The organism is Cellulomonas sp. P4_H4 (assembly GCF_056400865.1).
In genome coordinates, this window is the sequence record NZ_JBFUKL010000002.1 from 623,107 (window position 1) to 640,477 (window position 17,371).

At 70.9% G+C, this 17,371-nt stretch carries 17 protein-coding genes; 9 read left to right on the forward strand and 8 right to left on the reverse strand.

Features of this window, described 5'->3' with window-relative positions; genetic code table 11:
• Positions 1-21: 21 nt before the first annotated feature.
• Complete coding sequence (locus AC1DPN_RS09090; protein WP_477084407.1) at positions 22-1,284, forward strand: ABC transporter ATP-binding protein; 1,263 nt, start codon at positions 22-24, stop codon at positions 1,282-1,284.
• Positions 1,285-1,312: 28 nt separating this feature from the next.
• Here the strand turns inward: AC1DPN_RS09090 and AC1DPN_RS09095 are convergent, their stop codons facing one another.
• The 3 genes from AC1DPN_RS09095 to AC1DPN_RS09105 are packed head-to-tail and all read right to left on the reverse strand — an operon-like array spanning position 1,313 to position 3,230.
• Positions 1,313-2,245, reverse strand: a complete 933-nt coding sequence (locus AC1DPN_RS09095) for a carbohydrate kinase family protein (protein ID WP_477084408.1) — start codon at positions 2,243-2,245, stop codon at positions 1,313-1,315.
• Positions 2,242-2,577 (reverse strand): exodeoxyribonuclease VII small subunit, encoded by a 336-nt coding sequence (locus tag AC1DPN_RS09100; protein ID WP_477084409.1) that lies wholly within the window; start codon positions 2,575-2,577, stop codon positions 2,242-2,244. The genes AC1DPN_RS09095 and AC1DPN_RS09100 overlap by 4 nt, the downstream gene beginning before the upstream one ends.
• A gap of 59 nt (positions 2,578-2,636) precedes the next feature.
• Entirely contained in the window at positions 2,637-3,230 is a 594-nt protein-coding gene (locus AC1DPN_RS09105; protein ID WP_477084410.1) for a TetR/AcrR family transcriptional regulator, read from the reverse strand.
• Between the two features lie 95 nt (positions 3,231-3,325).
• On the opposite strand from AC1DPN_RS09105, the gene AC1DPN_RS09110 reads away from it, so the two are divergent.
• On the forward strand, positions 3,326-4,375 hold the full coding sequence (locus AC1DPN_RS09110) for an ABC transporter permease (protein WP_477084411.1): 1,050 nt from the start codon (positions 3,326-3,328) through the stop codon (positions 4,373-4,375).
• 94 nt (positions 4,376-4,469) lie between these two features.
• On the opposite strand, the gene xseA is transcribed toward AC1DPN_RS09110, so the two are convergent.
• Complete coding sequence (gene xseA, locus AC1DPN_RS09115; RefSeq protein WP_477084412.1) at positions 4,470-5,750, reverse strand: exodeoxyribonuclease VII large subunit; 1,281 nt, start codon at positions 5,748-5,750, stop codon at positions 4,470-4,472.
• A gap of 139 nt (positions 5,751-5,889) precedes the next feature.
• On the opposite strand from xseA, the gene AC1DPN_RS09120 reads away from it, so the two are divergent.
• Entirely contained in the window at positions 5,890-6,912 is a 1,023-nt protein-coding gene (locus AC1DPN_RS09120) for a 4-hydroxy-3-methylbut-2-enyl diphosphate reductase (RefSeq protein WP_477084413.1), read from the forward strand.
• Between the two features lie 4 nt (positions 6,913-6,916).
• On the opposite strand, the gene AC1DPN_RS09125 is transcribed toward AC1DPN_RS09120, so the two are convergent.
• On the reverse strand, positions 6,917-8,308 hold the full coding sequence (locus tag AC1DPN_RS09125; protein WP_477084414.1) for a DNA recombination protein RmuC: 1,392 nt from the start codon (positions 8,306-8,308) through the stop codon (positions 6,917-6,919).
• An 80-nt stretch (positions 8,309-8,388) separates the two neighbouring features.
• Between AC1DPN_RS09125 and AC1DPN_RS09130 the strand changes: the two genes are divergently transcribed.
• The 3 genes from AC1DPN_RS09130 to ychF are packed head-to-tail and all read left to right on the forward strand — an operon-like array spanning position 8,389 to position 11,806.
• Positions 8,389-9,162: an ABC transporter ATP-binding protein gene (locus AC1DPN_RS09130; RefSeq protein ID WP_477084415.1), complete on the forward strand. Its 774-nt coding sequence runs from the start codon at positions 8,389-8,391 to the stop codon at positions 9,160-9,162.
• Positions 9,138-10,700, forward strand: a complete 1,563-nt coding sequence (locus AC1DPN_RS09135) for a hypothetical protein (RefSeq protein ID WP_477084416.1) — start codon at positions 9,138-9,140, stop codon at positions 10,698-10,700. The genes AC1DPN_RS09130 and AC1DPN_RS09135 overlap by 25 nt, the downstream gene beginning before the upstream one ends.
• A 32-nt stretch (positions 10,701-10,732) precedes the next feature.
• On the forward strand, positions 10,733-11,806 hold the full coding sequence (ychF, locus tag AC1DPN_RS09140; protein WP_477084417.1) for a redox-regulated ATPase YchF: 1,074 nt from the start codon (positions 10,733-10,735) through the stop codon (positions 11,804-11,806).
• 127 nt (positions 11,807-11,933) lie between these two features.
• Here ychF and AC1DPN_RS09145 read toward each other — a convergent pair whose 3' ends face one another.
• Complete coding sequence (locus AC1DPN_RS09145) at positions 11,934-12,752, reverse strand: class I SAM-dependent methyltransferase (RefSeq protein ID WP_477084418.1); 819 nt, start codon at positions 12,750-12,752, stop codon at positions 11,934-11,936.
• Positions 12,753-12,880: 128 nt separating this feature from the next.
• Here AC1DPN_RS09145 and AC1DPN_RS09150 point away from each other — a divergent pair, with 128 nt between their 5' ends.
• The 3 genes from AC1DPN_RS09150 (at position 12,881) to AC1DPN_RS09160 (ending at position 16,127) form a co-directional block, all read left to right on the forward strand.
• Positions 12,881-13,552, forward strand: a complete 672-nt coding sequence (locus AC1DPN_RS09150; RefSeq protein ID WP_477084419.1) for a winged helix-turn-helix transcriptional regulator — start codon at positions 12,881-12,883, stop codon at positions 13,550-13,552.
• 40 nt (positions 13,553-13,592) lie between these two features.
• On the forward strand, positions 13,593-14,147 hold the full coding sequence (locus tag AC1DPN_RS09155) for a GNAT family N-acetyltransferase (protein WP_477084420.1): 555 nt from the start codon (positions 13,593-13,595) through the stop codon (positions 14,145-14,147).
• A gap of 84 nt (positions 14,148-14,231) precedes the next feature.
• Positions 14,232-16,127, forward strand: coding sequence for a choice-of-anchor Q domain-containing protein (locus AC1DPN_RS09160; protein ID WP_477084421.1), 1,896 nt, complete (start codon positions 14,232-14,234; stop codon positions 16,125-16,127).
• An 8-nt stretch (positions 16,128-16,135) separates the two neighbouring features.
• On the opposite strand, the gene AC1DPN_RS09165 is transcribed toward AC1DPN_RS09160, so the two are convergent.
• Complete coding sequence (locus AC1DPN_RS09165) at positions 16,136-16,594, reverse strand: SRPBCC family protein (RefSeq protein ID WP_477084422.1); 459 nt, start codon at positions 16,592-16,594, stop codon at positions 16,136-16,138.
• A 27-nt stretch (positions 16,595-16,621) separates the two neighbouring features.
• Positions 16,622-17,356: a hemerythrin domain-containing protein gene (locus tag AC1DPN_RS09170; RefSeq protein ID WP_477084423.1), complete on the reverse strand. Its 735-nt coding sequence runs from the start codon at positions 17,354-17,356 to the stop codon at positions 16,622-16,624.
• Between the last annotated feature and the right edge of the window lie 15 nt (positions 17,357-17,371).

The window sequence follows — 17,371 nt, forward strand, 5'->3', positions numbered from 1 at the left end:
TAGTCCTACGAAGGAGCTCCGATGGCCGCCATCACCCTGAACAACATCGTCAAGCAGTACGGCGACGGCTACCTGGCCGTGAAGGGCGTGAGCCTGGACATCGCCGACGGTGAGTTCGTCATCCTCGTCGGGCCGTCCGGCTGCGGGAAGTCGACCTTGCTGCGCATGATCGTCGGCCTGGAGGACATCACGTCGGGCGACCTGACGATCGGCGGCAAGCGCGTCAACGACCGTGCGCCCCGCGACCGGCACCTGGCCATGGTGTTCCAGAACTATGCCCTCTACCCGCACCTGACCGTCTTCGAGAACATCGCGTTCCCGCTGCGACTGCAGAAGGGCAAGTTCACCGAGGCGCAGATCAAGGAGAAGGTGGAGTTCGCGGCCAAGACGCTCGAGCTCCAGGACCATCTGGAGCGCAAGCCCGCCAACCTCTCCGGTGGCCAGAGGCAGCGCGTCGCGATGGGGCGCGCGATCGTCCGTGAGGCTCAGGCGTTCCTGTTCGACGAGCCCCTGTCCAACCTCGATGCCAAGCTGCGCGGGCAGATGCGCACCGAGATCGCCCGCATGCAGCGTCGCCTGGGCACGACCACCGTCTACGTCACCCACGACCAGACCGAAGCCATGACGCTCGGCGACCGGGTGGCAGTCCTGCGCAAGGGTGAGCTGCAGCAGGTGGCGAGCCCGCGCGGGCTGTACGAGCAGCCGAAGAACCTGTTCGTCGCCGGCTTCATCGGATCGCCTCCCATGAACTTCCTGCCGGGCGAGGTGGTGGGCGACGGACGAGCCCTGCGGTTGCCGTTCGCCGACGTCCCGCTGTCGCCCGAGGTGTCCGGCAAGCTGCGCGGCAAGAACCTGGTGATCGTCGGCCTGCGCCCCGAGCACTTCGAGGACGCGTCGCTGCTCGAGACGAGCAAGCGCAGCCAGGGTGTCGAGTTCACGGCGCCGGTGGATGTCACCGAGTGGCTGGGGTCCGAGCTCTACGCCTACATCCCGTTCGACACCAACCCCGACGTCGCGGGCAAGCTCGAGGAGCTCGACCGCGATCTCGACGGCGAGGGCCTGCGCACGCAGCTCATCGTCGCGCTCGACTCCGAGAGCAAGATTCGCGACGGCGTCGAGGCGGCCCTCTGGTTCGATCCTGCACGCGCCATGATCTTCGACCCGGAGTCGGGCGAGAACCTCACCTTCAACGAGGACGCCGCCCTCACGATCGACCAGGAGAACGAGGCAGACCGGAAGGCGTCGCTCGAGCGCGCGCACGCCCGCGAGGCCGCGACTGCCTGACCCCGACGCGCGCCCGCGAACTGGACCTCTAGTCCAGCTCGTCCGAGCGCGGCGGGTTCGCGCCCGCGCGCGAGACGGTGATGGCGGCGATCTGCACGCAGCGCTCGAGCACGCGCTGGATCACGTCGGAGTCGGCGTCGGCGAGCGCTTGCCGGTTGGCGGCACCGAGCAGGCCGGCCGACCACAGGCCGTCGATGAGTCCGCCCATGAACGAGTCGCCCGCACCGACCGTGTCCGCGACCTGCACCTTCGGCGCGACGACCTGGAGTCGGGCGCCCGCGGACGTGCTGGCGAACGCGCCCTCGCCGCCGTGCGTGACGACGACGAGCGACGGACCGGAGCGGCTCCACTCCTCGGCGATCTCGGCCGGGGCGACGCCCGGGTGCAGCCAGGCGAGGTCCTCGTCGGAGACCTTGACCACGTCGGCCAGTCGCACGAGCGCGTCCACCACGGGCAGGGCGTTCGCGGGGGAGCCCATGAGGACCGGTCGCAGGTTGGGGTCGTAGGTGATGGTCGACGCCGGCCGGCTCCGCGCGATCAGCTGCTCGACCGCGGTGCCGCCGGGCTGCAGGACCGTGGCGATCGAGCCCGTGTGCACGACGATCGGGTCGCCCTCGGCGTCGTCCCACGTGCTCGGGAGGTCCCACTCGAGGTCGAACTGGTAGCTGGCGACGCCCGCGGCGTCGATGTTCGCGGTGGCGACGGGGGTGCGGCTCGCGCGACGGTCGCCGGTCAGCACGTGCACGTGCGAGCCGTTGAGGTGCCGGCGCACCAGGTCGCCGTCCGCGTCGTCGCCCAGCCACGTCAGAAGGTCGACCGAGCGTCCCAGGCGGCCGAGACCGATCGCGACGTTGGCCGGGCTGCCACCGGGGTGCCGCTCGCGGCTCCCGTCGGGACGCACGACCTCGTCGATCAGGGCCTCCCCGACGACAAGTGCGCGGTCCTGTGCTGCGGCGGTCATCCCTGCTCCTCAATGTCGTCCGGTGCGATCTCGTCATCGACGTCGTCTGCGTCGTCGGTCTGCGTCGCGGCCGGCGTCTCGGCTGCGCCCGCCTTGTCCCGCACCGCGCTCAGCCGCTGCCGCGCCCCGTCGAGCCACTCCTGGCAGCGCGCGGCCAGCGCCTCGCCGCGCTCCCAGAGCGCGAGCGACTCCTCGAGGGACTGCGCGCCCGCCTCGAGCCGCGCGACGACCGAGACGAGCTCGTCGCGCGCCTGCTCGTAGCCGAGTGCGCTCACGTCTGCGTTCACATCTGCTGTCGCTTCGGAGCGGGGAGTGGGGGAGGCCTTGGGCACGGGAACAGTCAATCAGCCCCGGACGACAGTCCCCGAACCGGGCGCGCTGGGCGAGGCGACTACTGCGGCAGGTACTTCTCGACGGCTGCCAGGTAGGCCTCGCCGTCGAAGTCGTCGAGAAGGCACAGCTGGATGACGTAGCCCTGCACGGCGGCGATGAGGAGGGGCACCTGCTCGACCGCGAGCTCGCCGGCCTCGTCGGCCGGGGTGCCGTGCGCGGTCTGGTGCCAGCGCGAGACGTACCCCTGCAGGGCGGCGCGTAACCGCTGCACGACGCCGGAGGCCAGCTCCCCGACCTCGGGGTCGGTCATGCCCTCACCCCACAGCTGCAGCATGATTCGGGGGCTGCCGATCGACGCGAGCATCCCCCGGATCAAGGTCCGTGGCAGGGCGGGGGGCGGAGGCATCGGCGTCAGCTCGGCGACGCGCTCGATGTCGTGGATGCGCGCGTCGATGATCCGGGTCGCGACGTCCACGACGATCGCGCTCTTGCTCGGGAAGTGTCCGTAGATCGCGCCGGCGGAGAGCCCCGACTCGGTGATGATCTCGGCCATCGACGTGGCCTGGAAGCCCTTGCGGCGGAACGCGCGCAGGGCGGCGTCCGCAATCTCGTCGCGACGGGCTTCTCGGTACTCCTCGGTGACCTTGGGCACAGCGCAGCATAAAAACGAACGATCGTTCTTGACAAGTCGGGCGAGAGTGGCGATCCTTTAAAAGAACGAACATTCGGTTTAGAGAGGATCTCGTCATGGCTGCCCCCCACAACCTTCCGCCGCACACCCCGTGGCGCCGCCTGATCGGCATCGGGGCAGGTCTCGCCGTCGCCGTCACGCTCATCACGCTCGCGTTCACCTGGCCGACCGTCACCTCCGAGGCGAAGAACCTGCCGATCGCCGTCGCCGGTCCTGCCGCGGCGACCGCTCCGTTCGAGCAGGGCCTCGACGAGCGGGCGCCGGGCGTCTTCGACGTCGCGACCGTCATGGACCGCGCCGCCGCGGTCGACCTCATCGAGACCCGTGAGGTCTACGGCGCCGTCGTCCTGGGCGACTCGCCCGAGATCCTCACCACGACCGCAGGCAGCGCGCTCGTCGCGCAGCAGCTCGCCGCCCTCTCGCCGGTCCTCGCGGAGCAGGTCGGCGCGCCGGTGCCCGTCACCGACGTCGTGCCGCTCGGTTCGGGCGACCCTCGTGGAGCGATCTTGGGCCTGATCACCCTCCCGCTCGTCATGGGCGGGATGATCGGCGGCATCCTCGTCTCGATCCTCGTGGTCGGCGTCTGGCGCCGTGTCACGGCCGTCGCCGCGACCGCCGTCTTCGGTGGGCTCGCCGTCGCCGGGGTGCTGCAGGGCATGTTCGGTGCGATCGAGGGCAGCTACCTCGTCAACGCCGGGATCGTCGGCCTCGCGATCTTCGGCATCGCGTCGACCATCGTCGGCTTCGTCTCCCTGGTCGGTCGTCGTGGCATCGCCGTCGGCCCGGTGCTGTTCCTGCTGATCGCCAACCCGATCGCGGCAGCCGCCCAGCCGTGGCAGATGCTTGCCGCGCCGTGGGGTGCGATCGGGCAGTGGATGCCGCCTGGTGCCGCCGCCGCGCTGCTCCGCGACGAGTCGTACTTCCCCCGCGCGGACACCACACAGCTCTGGCTGGCTCTCGCGTCGTGGGCCGTCCTCGGGCTGGTGCTGTCGACACTCGGGCACTTCCGGAACACGGGAGCCGCCTCGCGTGCCGCGATCGAGGAGGGCGAGGAGGCCGCCGAGCGCGAGTACGAGGTGCACCACCGTGTGACGGCTGACGTCTGACGACCTCGACGAGTGCGGCCCGGGTCCTGGGTGGGACCCGGGCCGCTCGCGTGCAGGCGCTGCGTCGTCGCGTGGAGCGCGCCGTGCTCGGGACTCAGTCCGAGGTGACGCTCGCCGTGAGCTCGCCGCGGGCGACGCGGACCCTCAGGTCGTCGCCGGTGGTCACCTCGGCAGGGTCCCGCACGACATGCCCGTCCGTCCTCTGGACGACGGCGTATCCGCGGTCCAGGGTTGCCGCGGGGGACAGGGCGCGCACCTGGGCGGCCAGGCCGGCCACCTCGGCGAGGCCGTGCACGAGACCGGTGTTCAGGGCTCGCCGGCCGCTGTCCCGTAGTGCGTCGAGGCGGTGCTCGTGCTGGTCGACGAGCGTGGTCGGCGTCCTGAGGACAGGGCGGCTGCGCAGCTGGTCGAGTCCCGCCTGCTCGCGTTGGAGCCGAGCCACCAGGGCACCCCGGGACCGCAGCCGGGCTTGGGTGATCCTCGACCGCTCCTCGCTCACGTCCGGCACGATCCGCTTGGCGGCGTCGGTCGGCGTGGAGGCACGGAAGTCCGCGACCAGGTCGAGCAGGGGCGTGTCCATGTGGTGCCCGATCGCGCTCACCAACGGGGTTCGGCAGGCGGCGGCCACACGGACCAGGGCCTCGTTGCTGAACGGGAGAAGGTCCTCGAACGAACCGCCACCGCGCGCGACGACGATGACGTCGACCGTGGGGTTGGCGTCGAGCTCGACGATGGCCGCGCTGACCTCCGGCACCGCACGCGGACCCTGCACCGTCACTCGTCGGATCTCGAAGTCGACCGCCGCCCACCGGGCCCGTGCGTTCGACACGACGTCGTGCTCCGCGTCGCCCTGCTGCGCCACGATCAGGCCGACCGTCGTCGGCAGGAACGGGAGAGCACGCTTGCGGCTCGGCTCGAACAGCCCCTCCGCGCCGAGGATGCCCTTGAGGTGCTCGATCCGCGCCAGCAGCTCGCCGAGGCCGACCAGCCGGACGTCGTCCGCGGCGAACGTCAAGGTCCCCTTCTTGGCGTGGAACTGCGGCCGCGCATGCACCACGAGGTGCGCGCCGTCCGCGATCTTGTCGGCCAGCGGGCGCATCGATGCCGCAGGCACCGTGACCGACAGCGACATGTCCAGGTCCGTGTCGCGCAGCGTGAGGAAGTAGAGGGTGTTCCACCGCTTGAGGTTGAGCACCTGCCCCTCCACCCAGACGGGCGGCATCTTGGCGATGTAGTCCGCGATCTTGGGTGCCAGGTGTCGCACGGGCCAAGGGCGCTCAGGGGTGGTGTCGGCGGCCTTCAGCGGCCGCGGACCGGCGCTCGCGGGCGCGACGATCGGTCCGGGTTGCGCGCGCGACGCGGGCTCGATGCTCACGGCCTCAGCCTGCCTCATCCCGCCCACACCCTCGCCACGCACGCGTCCTCCGTGTGGGTGCGATGGATGTCACGTGGGGATCTGCCGCTCGCGTGGGCCGTCGGGAGGCCGGGCGTGGCGCCCGAACTAGACTCGCCCGGTGACCACCTCCACGTCCGCCACCGGCAAGCGCGTGCTCCTCGCCGCCCCTCGCGGCTATTGCGCGGGCGTCGACCGAGCGGTCGTGGCCGTCGAGAAGGCACTCGAGCACTACGGCGCCCCGGTGTACGTGCGCAAGGAGATCGTCCACAACAAGCACGTGGTCGAGACGCTCGCGGCGCGCGGCGCTGTCTTCGTGAACGAGACCGACGAGGTGCCCGAGGGTGCACGCCTCGTGTTCTCGGCGCACGGAGTGTCCCCGGCGGTGCACGCAGCGGCTGCGGCGAGGTCGCTGCAGACGATCGACGCGACCTGCCCGCTGGTCACCAAGGTGCACAAGGAGGCCGTGCGTTTCGCGGCCGAGGACTACGACATCCTGCTGATCGGCCACGACGGCCACGAGGAGGTCGAGGGGACGCTCGGCGAGGCTCCCGACCACATCCAGGTCGTCGACTCGCCCGACGCCGTGGCGGCGCTCCAGGTGCGCGACCCCGAGCGGCTCATCTGGATCTCGCAGACGACCCTCTCGGTGGACGAGACCATGGAGACCGTCCGACGGCTTCGTGAGCGTTTCCCCAACCTGCAGGACCCTCCCAGCGACGACATCTGCTACGCCACGCAGAACCGCCAGGTGGCCGTGAAGAAGCTGGCTCCGGAGTGCGACGTCGTGATCACGGTCGGCTCGGCGAACTCGTCGAACTCGGTGCGCCTGGTCGAGGTCGCTCTCGACGCAGGCGCCCGCACCTCCTACCGCGTCGACACCGCGGCCGAGATCGACACCGCCTGGCTCGACGGGGCGACGACCGTCGGGGTCACCTCCGGCGCCTCCGTCCCCGAGATCCTGGTCCGTGACGTGCTGGCCCTGCTGGCCGAGCACGGCTTTGGCGACGTCGAGGAGGTCCGTACCGCGACAGAGGACCTGATGTTCTCCCTCCCGCGTGAGCTCCGCGCCGACCTCAAGGCAGCAGGCGAGTCCCCGACCCGCCCGAACGGTCGGCGTCGCCTGGACGTCCAGCCCGCCTGACTCCTCAGGCGCTCGAAGCCTCGGCTGCCCCCCCGGGCGCGTCGTCGCGCGTCGCTCGCTCGGCCCGGAGCGCGCGTTCCGCGAGCAGGACCCGCTCCTCCTGCAGTGCTCGTTCGTCGCGCTCGGCCCGCCCGTCGAAGAGGACCACGAGGTCGTCGACGGAGGCGACCAGCTCGGGTGCGCTCACGCTCGACAGGCGCGGGTTGGCAGGCTCGGGCGTCGGCAGGTCGCCGTCCACCACGTTGAGGTCCGCGAACCGGCGGGCGCTGACCAGGACGCGGGTCTCGAGCGAGGACACGGTCTGGTTGTAGGCGCCGGCGGCGGAGTCGATCGCGCGGCCGAGCCTGGCGAGGTGCGAGCCCATCGTCGCGAGCCTGCCGTGCAGCTCCTTGCCCAAGGTGAGCACCGCCTGCGCGTTGGAGGCCAGCGCGTCCTGGCGCCAGGCGTACGCGACGGTGCGCAGGAGGGCGAGCAGCGTCATGGGCGTGGCGATGACGACGTTGCGTTCGAACGCGTACTCCATGAGCGCCGGGTCCTGCTCGGCGGCGGCGCCGAGGAACGACTCGGCGGGGACGAACATCACGACGAACTCGGGCGCAGGCGCGAACTGGTCCCAGTACCGCTTGCTCGCCAGGTCGTCCACGTGCGCGCGTACGTGCCTGGCGTGTGCGGCGATCCGGTCGGCGCGCACGGTGTCGTCGGTCGCCTGCGCGGCGTCGAGGAAGCCGAGGAACGCGACCTTGGCATCGACCACGATGTTCTTGCCGCCCGCCAGACGCACCACCATGTCCGGCCGCAGGAGCCCGTCGTCGGTGCGGACCTGGGCCTGCTCGACGAAGTCGACGTGCGGCAGCATCCCTGCCGCCTCGACGACACGTCGGAGCTGGACCTCCCCCCACCGCCCGCGCACCTGCGACGAGCGCAGCGCCGTGACCAGCCGCGACGTCTCGTCGCGAAGGTGCTCGGACGCCAGGTGCATGGCCCGGACCTGCTCGCCGAGGGCGGCCTGCCCGGACGCCCGGGCCTGCTCCGCCGACGAGAGCTGCGCCCGGACCGCGTCGAGCGTCGAGGACAGCGGCTCGACCATCGCGCGCACCGCGGCCTCGCGCTGGGCCAGCTCGCCCGACTGCGTCTGGTGGTCGGCCGCGAACTGCTGGTGCGCGAGTGCGAGGAACTGGTCGGTGCTCGCTGCCAGGGCGTCGGCAGCGAGCGCCCGGAACTGGTCCGCCTGACGGTCGACATCGGCCAGGCGCTCCCCGGCGATGCGGCGCTCGGCGTCCAGCGACGCGCGGGCCTGCGCAGCCTCGACCGCACCCTTGCGGGACGCGACGACACCTCCCACGACCGCACCCAGGGCACATCCGACCAGCAGTCCCACGAGCAGCGAGATGTCCATGAGCAGGACCCTCCCAGCCGCCACCGACATCCCCCTGACGGCGGAGGGCTTTCGACACGGTCGGGACCTAGGGTGGTGCGATGCCCGCTCCTCCCGTCCCCGCGCTCGAGCTGCGCGGGCTCTGGCGCAGGTTCGGCCAGAAGATCGCGGTCGCGGGGATCGACCTCGTCGTCCCGGCCGGGTCGTTCTACGGGCTCGTCGGCCCCAACGGCGCGGGCAAGACGACGTCGCTGTCGATGGCGACGGGGCTGCTGAAGCCCGACTTCGGGACCGTGCTGGTGCACGGCCAGGACCTGTGGGCCAACCCCGTCGAGGTCAAGAAGATGCTGGGCGTCCTGCCCGACGGCGTCAGCCTCTTCGACAGGCTCACGGGCGAGCAGCTCGTGACGTACGCGGGGTTGCTGCACGGCCTGGACCGGGACACGGTCGCGGCCCGGACGTACGACCTGCTGCAGGCGTTCGACCTGGCGCGCGACGCACGGACCCTGGTCGTCGAGTACTCCGCCGGCATGACGAAGAAGGTTGCGCTGGCGTGCGCGATGGTGCACGCCCCGCGGCTGCTCGTGCTGGACGAGCCGTTCGAGGCGGTCGATCCGGTCTCCGCCGCGAACATCCGCGACATCCTCGCCTCGTACGTGGCCTCGGGGGGCACCGTCATCGTCTCCTCGCACGTCATGGACCTGGTCCAGCGGATGTGCGACCACGTCGCCGTGATCGCCGCGGGACACGTCCTGGCAGCGGGGACCGTCGACGACGTGCGCGGTGACCAGAGCCTCGAGGACCGGTTCGTGCAGCTCGTCGGCGGCCGGGTCAGTGGTGAGGGACTCGCGTGGTTGCGCACCTCGTCCGGCTGAAGCTGACCCTGCTGCGCAACGGCCTGCGCCGCAGCGTGTGGCAGGTGGTCGGCCTCGTCGTCGCCGCGCTGTACGGGCTGATGGCGCTCGCGGTCGTCGTGGGGTCCATGGCGGTGCTCAGCGTGCAGGAGCCCGACCGCCGCGGCCTCGTCTCGGTCCTCGTCGGATCCGTCCTGGTGCTCGGCTGGTGGGTCGTCCCGCTCATCTCGTTCGGGATCGACGCGACGGTCGACCCGGCGCGGTTCGTCACGTTCGCCATCCCACGCCGGAGCATGCTCACGGGGCTCGCGATCGGGGCGGTGATCGGGATCCCCGGCATCGTCACCGCGGTCACGGCCCTGTCCATGGCGGGGGTGTGGTGGAGGACGCCGCTGGCGCTGCTCGCGGGCGTCGTGTGCGCGACCGTCGGGCTCGCGACGTGCATCGTCGGAGGCCGGGCGACCACGTCGGCGTCCTCGCACCTGATGAGCAAGCGGCGTGTCCGGGAGCTCATGGCGGCGTCGGCACTGCTCCCGCTGCTGCTCCTCGGCCCGTTGATCAGCCGCGCCACGATGTCGAGCGACAGCCTCACGAAGGACTCGCTGGAGCGCGTTGCCGACGTCCTGGGATGGACCCCGATCGGCGCCGTGTGGGTCGTGCCGTGGGAGGTCGCCGAGGGTCACTGGGCGGGCGCCGCCGCGCGGTTCGCGATCGCGGTAGGGACGCTCCTGGTCGCTGTCGTCGTCTGGGACCGCTCGCTCGCGCGGGCGCTCGTGAACCCGGTCCACGAGGCGGCTTCCACGCGGTCACGCGGGCTCGGCTGGTTCGGTCGGCTGCCGTCGTCGCCGCTCGGAGCGGTGACGGCCCGGAGCCTCACCTACTGGGTGCGCGACCCGCGGTACGCGCTGGCCATCGCGATCGTGCCGCTCCTGCCCGTGCTCCTGTGGATGTTCAACCCCGGTGGCAGCTCGCTTCTCTTCCTCGGTCCGACCGCCGCGTTCCTCATGGGCTGGGGGATCTCGGCGGACGTCGCCTACGACGGCTCGGCCTTCTGGACCCACCTCGCCGCACCGCTGCCCGGACTCACCGACCGGCTGGGGCGCGTCCTCGGCGCCTCGGCGCTCGCGGTCCCGGTCGTGGCGGTCTACGTGGTCGGGTCGGCCGTCCTCACCGACCGCACAGGGACGATCCCCGCGCTGCTCGGTGTCTCGTACGGAGTGCTCTGCACGGCGTACGGCGGGGCGAGCATCGTGTCGGCCCTCGTCGTGTACCCGGTGCAGAAGCCCGGGGAGAACCCGTTCCAGACCCGGCAGGGCGCGTCGTTGACGGCGGTGACCTCGCAGCTGCTCGGCTGGGCGGCGGTGGTGGTGCTGAGCGCGCCCGAGGCCGTCCTCGCGGTCCTGGCGATCACCCAGCACTCGTCGGCCCTCGGCTGGTTGACCCTCGCCGTCGGGCTGCTGTTCGGAGGACTCCTCCTGGTGCTCGGTGTGCGCATCGGCGGGCGCCTGCTGGACCGCAACGGCACCGACCTGCTGCGCAGGATCATGTCGTTCGCCTAGGCGCTTTCGTCGGCACCGTAGACTCGTCCGACGTGGCACTCACCATCGGCATCGTCGGCCTGCCCAACGTCGGCAAGTCCACCCTGTTCAACGCGCTGACCCGGGCGTCGGTGCTCGCTGCGAACTACCCGTTCGCGACGATCGAGCCGAACGTCGGTGTGGTCCCGCTGCCCGACCCTCGTCTGCAGACGCTCGCCGAGGTGTTCGGCTCCGAGCGCATCCTGCCCGCGACGGTGTCGTTCGTGGACATCGCCGGGATCGTCAAGGGCGCGAGCGAAGGCGAGGGCCTGGGCAACAAGTTCCTGGCCAACATCCGCGAGGCCGACGCGATCTGCCAGGTCACCCGCGCCTTCGCGGACCCCGACGTCGTGCACGTGTCGGGCGTCGTGGACCCCAAGGACGACATCGAGGTCATCAACACCGAGCTGATCCTCGCCGATCTGCAGACCCTCGAGAAGGCGATCCCGCGTCTCGAGAAGGAGGTCCGCGCGAAGAAGGCCGACGCCGGTCTGCTCGCCGCCGCCCAGGAGGCGCAGGCGATCCTCGAGCGGGGCCAGACCCTCGCCCAGTCCGGCAAGAAGATCGAGCACCTCGACGAGCTCCAGCTGATGACGAGCAAGCCGTTCATCTACGTCTTCAACACCGACGACGCCGGCCTGGCCGACACCGCCTTCCAGGACGAGATGCGTGCCCTGGTCGCCCCCGCCGACGCCATCTTCCTCGACGCGCAGTTCGAGTCCGAGCTGGTCGAGCTCGACCCCGACGAGGCCCGCGAGATGCTCGTCGACAACGGCCAGGAGGAGGCCGGGCTGGACCAGCTCGCCCGCGTCGGCTTCCACACGCTCGGCCTGCAGTCCTACCTGACGGCCGGCCCCAAGGAGTCCCGCGCCTGGACCATCCACCAGGGCTGGACCGCCCCGCAGGCCGCCGGCGTGATCCACACGGACTTCCAGAAGGGCTTCATCAAGGCCGAGGTCATCTCGTTCGACGACCTCGTGGCCGCCGGCTCCGTCGCCGCCGCCCGCGCCGCCGGCAAGGCCCGCATCGAGGGCAAGGACTACGTCATGGCCGACGGCGACGTGGTGGAGTTCCGCTTCAACGTCTGAGCGCACGACGCGGTGACGCGCGCAGAGGCCGGAGTCGCGTCAGCGACTCCGGCCTCTGTCCGTGCGTCCTCCACCCGGCCGGCTGGTGCACGCGGAACGCGCGGTCATCTGCGGCTCGGAGGTGTGGTCATCGCTTCCGAGCGGAGACCAGGAGGTACTCCCACTCGGAGACGAACGTGCCGTCGGTGGCCAGGTTGAACTCCTCCGCCAGGGCGACGAGGTCCGCGCGGAATGCGGCACGGTCGGCCGTGTCGAGCCTGCTCGCCGCCTTGAACGTCGGCCCGTAGTTGGTGAGGAAGAAGTCGGCGTAGTGCTCGGTGCTGAGGAACCGCGGGCGGACCGTGGTCGTCCAGGTGCGCAGGTCGTCGACCTTGTCCCCGAACAGCTCGACGATCACCTGCCGGTCACCCCAGCGCGTCGGAGGCAGGGCACCTGCCGGCGGAGCGACGTACTTGCCGACGGTCTTGAGCATCCGGCCGACGAATCCCGTCGGCGTCCAGCTGGCCAGACCGATCCGACCACCGGGGCGGGTCACCCGTACGGTCTCGTCGGCGGTCCGCTGGTGGTCGGCGGTGAACATGGTGCCGATCGCGGAGAGGACGTAGTCGAACTGCCCGTCGGCGTAGGGCAGCGCCTCGGCGTCCCCGACCTCGAAGTCGATGTCGAGGCCCTCGGCTCCTGCCCGTCGCCGCGCGGTGTCGATCAGCTCGGGCACGTAGTCGATGGCTGCGGTCGGGCAGAACGCCCGCGCTGCGGCGATGGCGACATGGCCGGTGCCGGTGGCGACGTCGAGCACCCGTCTGCCCGGGACCAGGTCGACGGCTGCGATCAGCTCGTCGGCCAGGGGCACGGTGATCCAGGCGATGCTGCCGTAGTCGCCGCTGCTCCAGGTCTGCTGCTGGATGTTCTTGAGGGCGCCGAGGTCAACGGTGGCGGTGGTGGTCATGATGACTCCTTGGTGAGGTGCCGGAGTGTTCCGGCTCGTGTCACCCAGGTTCATCGCGCACCTACCACCCTGGTCAGTGCTACATCTGTAGTGATCCACTACAAGATCTGGAGCACCGGGGGAGGGACATGACGCAGTACGGCCAGTTCTGTCCCGTCGCGAAGGCGATGGAGCTGCTCGACGAGCGATGGACCATGCTGATCGTCCGCGAGCTGATCGCCGGCAGCCGCACCTTCGGTGACGTGCAACGCGGTGTGCCCAAGATGTCGCCGACGCTGCTGTCCACGCGGCTGCGCAGCCTGGCCCGCGCCGGCGTCGTCGACCGGCACGAGCAGGGCAAGCGTGTCTACTACACGCTCACCCAAGCGGGGCGCGAGCTCCAGTCCGTCGTGGAGGCGATCGGCCAGTGGGGGATCCGGTGGATGCCCGAGCTCGGCGAGGAAGACTTCGACCCGCACCTGCTCATGTGGGACGTGCAGCGCAACGTCGACGTCGAGACGCTTCCGCCCGGGCGGACCGTGCTGCAGTTCAGCTTCCGTGACCAGCCCTCGGGCCAGCGGGACTGGTGGCTCGTGTGCACCCAGGCCGAGGTGGACCTCTGCGACTTCGACCCGGGACATCCGGTCACGGGACGGATCGACACTCCCCTCACGCTGTTCGTCCGGGTGTGGCGCGGGGACGTGCAGTGGAACGACGCGTTCCGATCGGGCGAGCTCACGGTCGACGGGCCGACAGCCGTGCGCCGCAACCTGCCGCACTGGCTGACCCGGTCCGACTTCGCGCCGGTGCCGAGGCCGTGACGCGGGCCGCATGTCGTCTCGACCGCAGGTCCGCCTCCTCGTGGCAACCGAGACGTTGCTGCACGCGCTGAACGAAGGACGGACGCAGTTCGGCGAGCTGATCGGCTCATCTGTCCCCGACGGATGGCCCGAGTTCCCCGAGGCCATCGGCTTCACTCTGGAGCGTCTGGCGACCTCGTCCGAAGCTGACCGCTCGTGGTCGATGCAGTTCTTTGTGGACGGGGCTACCGGACGGCTCGTCGGCTCCGGTGGATTCGTGGCCCCGCCTGCGGAGCGCACCGTCGAGATCGGCTACGAGATCGCCCCGGAGTTTCGGGGTCATGGCTTCGGCACGGCCGCTGCCTGGGCACTGGTCGATCGTGCTGTCTCCAGCGGCGAGGTCGATCACGTCCTTGCTCACACGCTGCCAGGCCCAAACCCGTCGACGGGTGTGCTCGAGTCGCTCGGCTTCGCGCACACCGACAACCACGAGGATCCCGAGGCCGGCGTCATCTGGGGGTGGCAATGGACCCGACCATCGGGCGGGCCGGCACGAACCGATCCCGGGGCACCCCTTCGCGAAGAGCACCAGGGGATGGCGAACGCGACGCCATAGGTGGATCCTGGCTGGGGTGAGCCGTGATCGGGTGAGCTCCGACGAATCCGCCGGCCCGACCCGCTCGGGGGGATCACTTCAATGATGAAGCGCATCGCAGTCGTCAGCCTCTTCGCCCTCGTCGCAGCTCCGGTATCGGTGGCGATCGTCGCGACTCCCGCGATGGCCGCGACCGTCACCGTGACCACGACGACCGACGTGGTCGACGGCGCCGACGGCCTCGTCTCGCTGCGCGAGGCGGTCGACACGGCCAACGCGGCCGCTGAGGCCACCGTCATCGACCTCGCCGCATCGAGCACGTACCCGTTGACCTCGTGCGGCGGCGACGAGGACGCGAATCTCGGGGGCGACCTCGACTACACCGGGATGCTGGCGCTCACGGTGAACGGGAACGGCTCCACGATCGATCAGACCTGCCCGGACGAACGGGTGCTCGACCAGCTCGACAGCGCCGCGCAGGTCGTCCTCGGCGACCTCACGATCACCGGCGGCGACAGCATCGACGGTGCTGCGCTGCGCTTCAACGGCGACGTCGACCTGACCGGCGTGACGGTGTCGGGCAACGACGCCGCGACCGGTCCCGTGCTGAACAGCGGCGAGCTCGGCAGCGGGTCGAGCATCGGGCTCGTCGACTCGATGGTCGGACCCAACACCGGCACCGGCATCAGGGTCTCGTTCGGTGGCATCTCGGTCGACGGGTCGACCATCACACAGAACACCGGCCGAGGGATCGGTGCGATCGACGGAGCGGTCGGCATCGCGGACTCGACGATCAGCGAGAACGGCCAGGGAGGCGTCTCGACGACCGGCCAGGGCGATGGGGAGCTCACGTTCCTCAACTCCGCGGCCGTCGGCAACGGCGGACCGGGGGTGGTCTGCTCCGCGTGCGGCGACCTCGTGGTCACGGGCTCCACGATCACCGGGAACGTCCCGTCCGGCGCGACCCTCGGCGGCGGCATCCAGTGGAGCGTCGACCAGGACCAGCCGACCGACGAGCGGACCGCCACGATCACCGACTCCACCATCGCCGGCAACACGCGCACTGGCCCGGGCGGTGGACTGGTCGTCTCGATCATCGAGCTGTCCGACGATCCGCCTCCGGCGCAGATCGTCCTCACGGGTTCGACCTTCAGCGCGAACTCGGCGACCGGCGCCGAAGGACGTGGCGGCGGGATCTACGCCGCCACCGGGGAGGTGCACGTCGGCAACTCCACGTTCTCGGGCAACACCGCGGCTGTCACCGGCGGCGGGGTCTACACCAGCACCGGGGACGTCTTCCTGCAGCACGCGACCCTGGTCGGCAACAGCGCACCGACCGGAGCGAACCTCGGCACCGGAGAGGACCTCGACAGCTTCGGCTCGATCGTCGCGACGGCTGCGGGCGGGGGTACCGACTGCGCGATCGCCGGCACGACGATCTCGTCGGGATTCAACGTCGGCGGCGATGCTTCGTGCGCGTTCGTGGCAGGTCCCGGCGACCAGACGAACGTCGGAGACCCGCAGCTCGGGCCGTTGACCGACAACGGCGGCCCGACCCAGACCCTGCTGCCTCTCGGCACCAGCCCCGCCGCGGGCGCGGTTCCCGCCGCCTCGTGCACGGTCTTCACGGTCGACCAGCGCGGCGTCGCCCGACCGGGAGGGATCGACTGTGAAGCGGGCTCGGTCGAGATCGCCGAACCCGTTGCGGAGGCGTGCACCCAGACCGGAACTCCCGGGAAGGACGTGCTGATCGGTGGACATGGGGATGACGTGCTCTGCGGCCTCGGCGGTCCGGACGTGCTCATCGGCGGGTCCGGTGCGGACCACCTGATCGGTGGGGATGGCAAGGACCTGTTGATCGGGGGGCTCGGGAATGACGAGCTGGACGGCGACGAGGGGAAGGACCTGCTGCTCGGCGGTCCCGGGGTGGACGACCTGGATGGTGGGGCAGGGGTTGATCTGTGCGTGGATGCGGATGGGGCGAAGCCCCATCTGTGCTGAGGCGAACGTCACGCGCGGGGGGTTCGAGCCCGGTCCTCCGCCTCGAGCACCCGGCGCAGGCCGGTGAAGTCGCGCAGCAGGATCCGGGCCAGCACGAATGTCGGCAGGAGCGCCAAGAGCCGGAGCCAGGAGGCGACGTCGCCGCCGTAGTCGGCATGGACGCGCGTGCCCCCGGCGTCGGGGGTGCACACGTACTCGACGCGGGAGTTCCATGGCGACGTCGAGTGCCACACGACGCGCCGGTCGGGCTCGACGACCTCGAGCACGTCGGTGAACCGGACACGGAACGGCCCGATGCGGTCGACCGCGGCCCACCGGTGCCCGACCTCCAGGGGACCGCGGTCCAACGGGCGGCGGGAGTCGACCGCAGGCGCGAACTCGGGCCACCGACCCGGATCGGCGAGGTATGGGTAGACGCGTGACGGCGGGTGCTCGAGGTGGACGTCGAGCGTCACGCGTCGCCACATGGGTTCCTCCGCCTCAGGGTCGCCGCGTCACACCATCGTGGGTACGGGCCGATCCGGATAGAGCTCCCGCATCGCGCTGTCGTACTTCCGCTTCATGAGGAGGAGGTACAGGACGCGGATCGGGGCGGGCACGTTGGCGCGGACCCAGTCCTCCCGGTCGGCCTCGGGGACGCTCGCGATCAGCAGGCCGAGCTGCAGCGACATGACGTCCTTGCCGAGCTCCTTGCGGTGCGCCATGAGCGTGGCGCGCGTGTGCTCCTCCATGAAGTCCCACTCCTGCTGGGACATCACCTCTCCCGCGACAGGGAGGATGTCGTCCTCCTCCTGCCCGAGATGCGTCGACAGCAGGTCGCGGAGACCCTCGATGTCGGTGGCGAAGGCGTCGCGAAGCCGGGGATCGGCAGTGACCACCCAGGGCTCGAGCTGCGGCTCGATCGTCGCGAGCCGCGCCGCGACCTCGGCGTGCTGCGCTCGCATCTGACCGACGTGCAGCGCGCMCCCGGGTGCGCGCGCGACCAGCCTGTCCCACAGCACCATGTCCTCGGTCTCGTGGTGCATGTGCAGGGCGAAGAAGTCGAGGTGGGCGTAGCGGCCGACGACGGCCGCGCGGGTGGTGTCACCGGGCCCGACCTCGCGAACCAGCTCGGGGAGCTCCCGATACAGCCAGCGGAAGATCCGGTGGACCAGGATCAACCCCGACGTGTCGCAGCCGGGGTTCTGGCCCTCGGGCAGCGGCCCAGGGGGCGGCAGTCGCTTGGCCATCCCGTCCTCCACCCG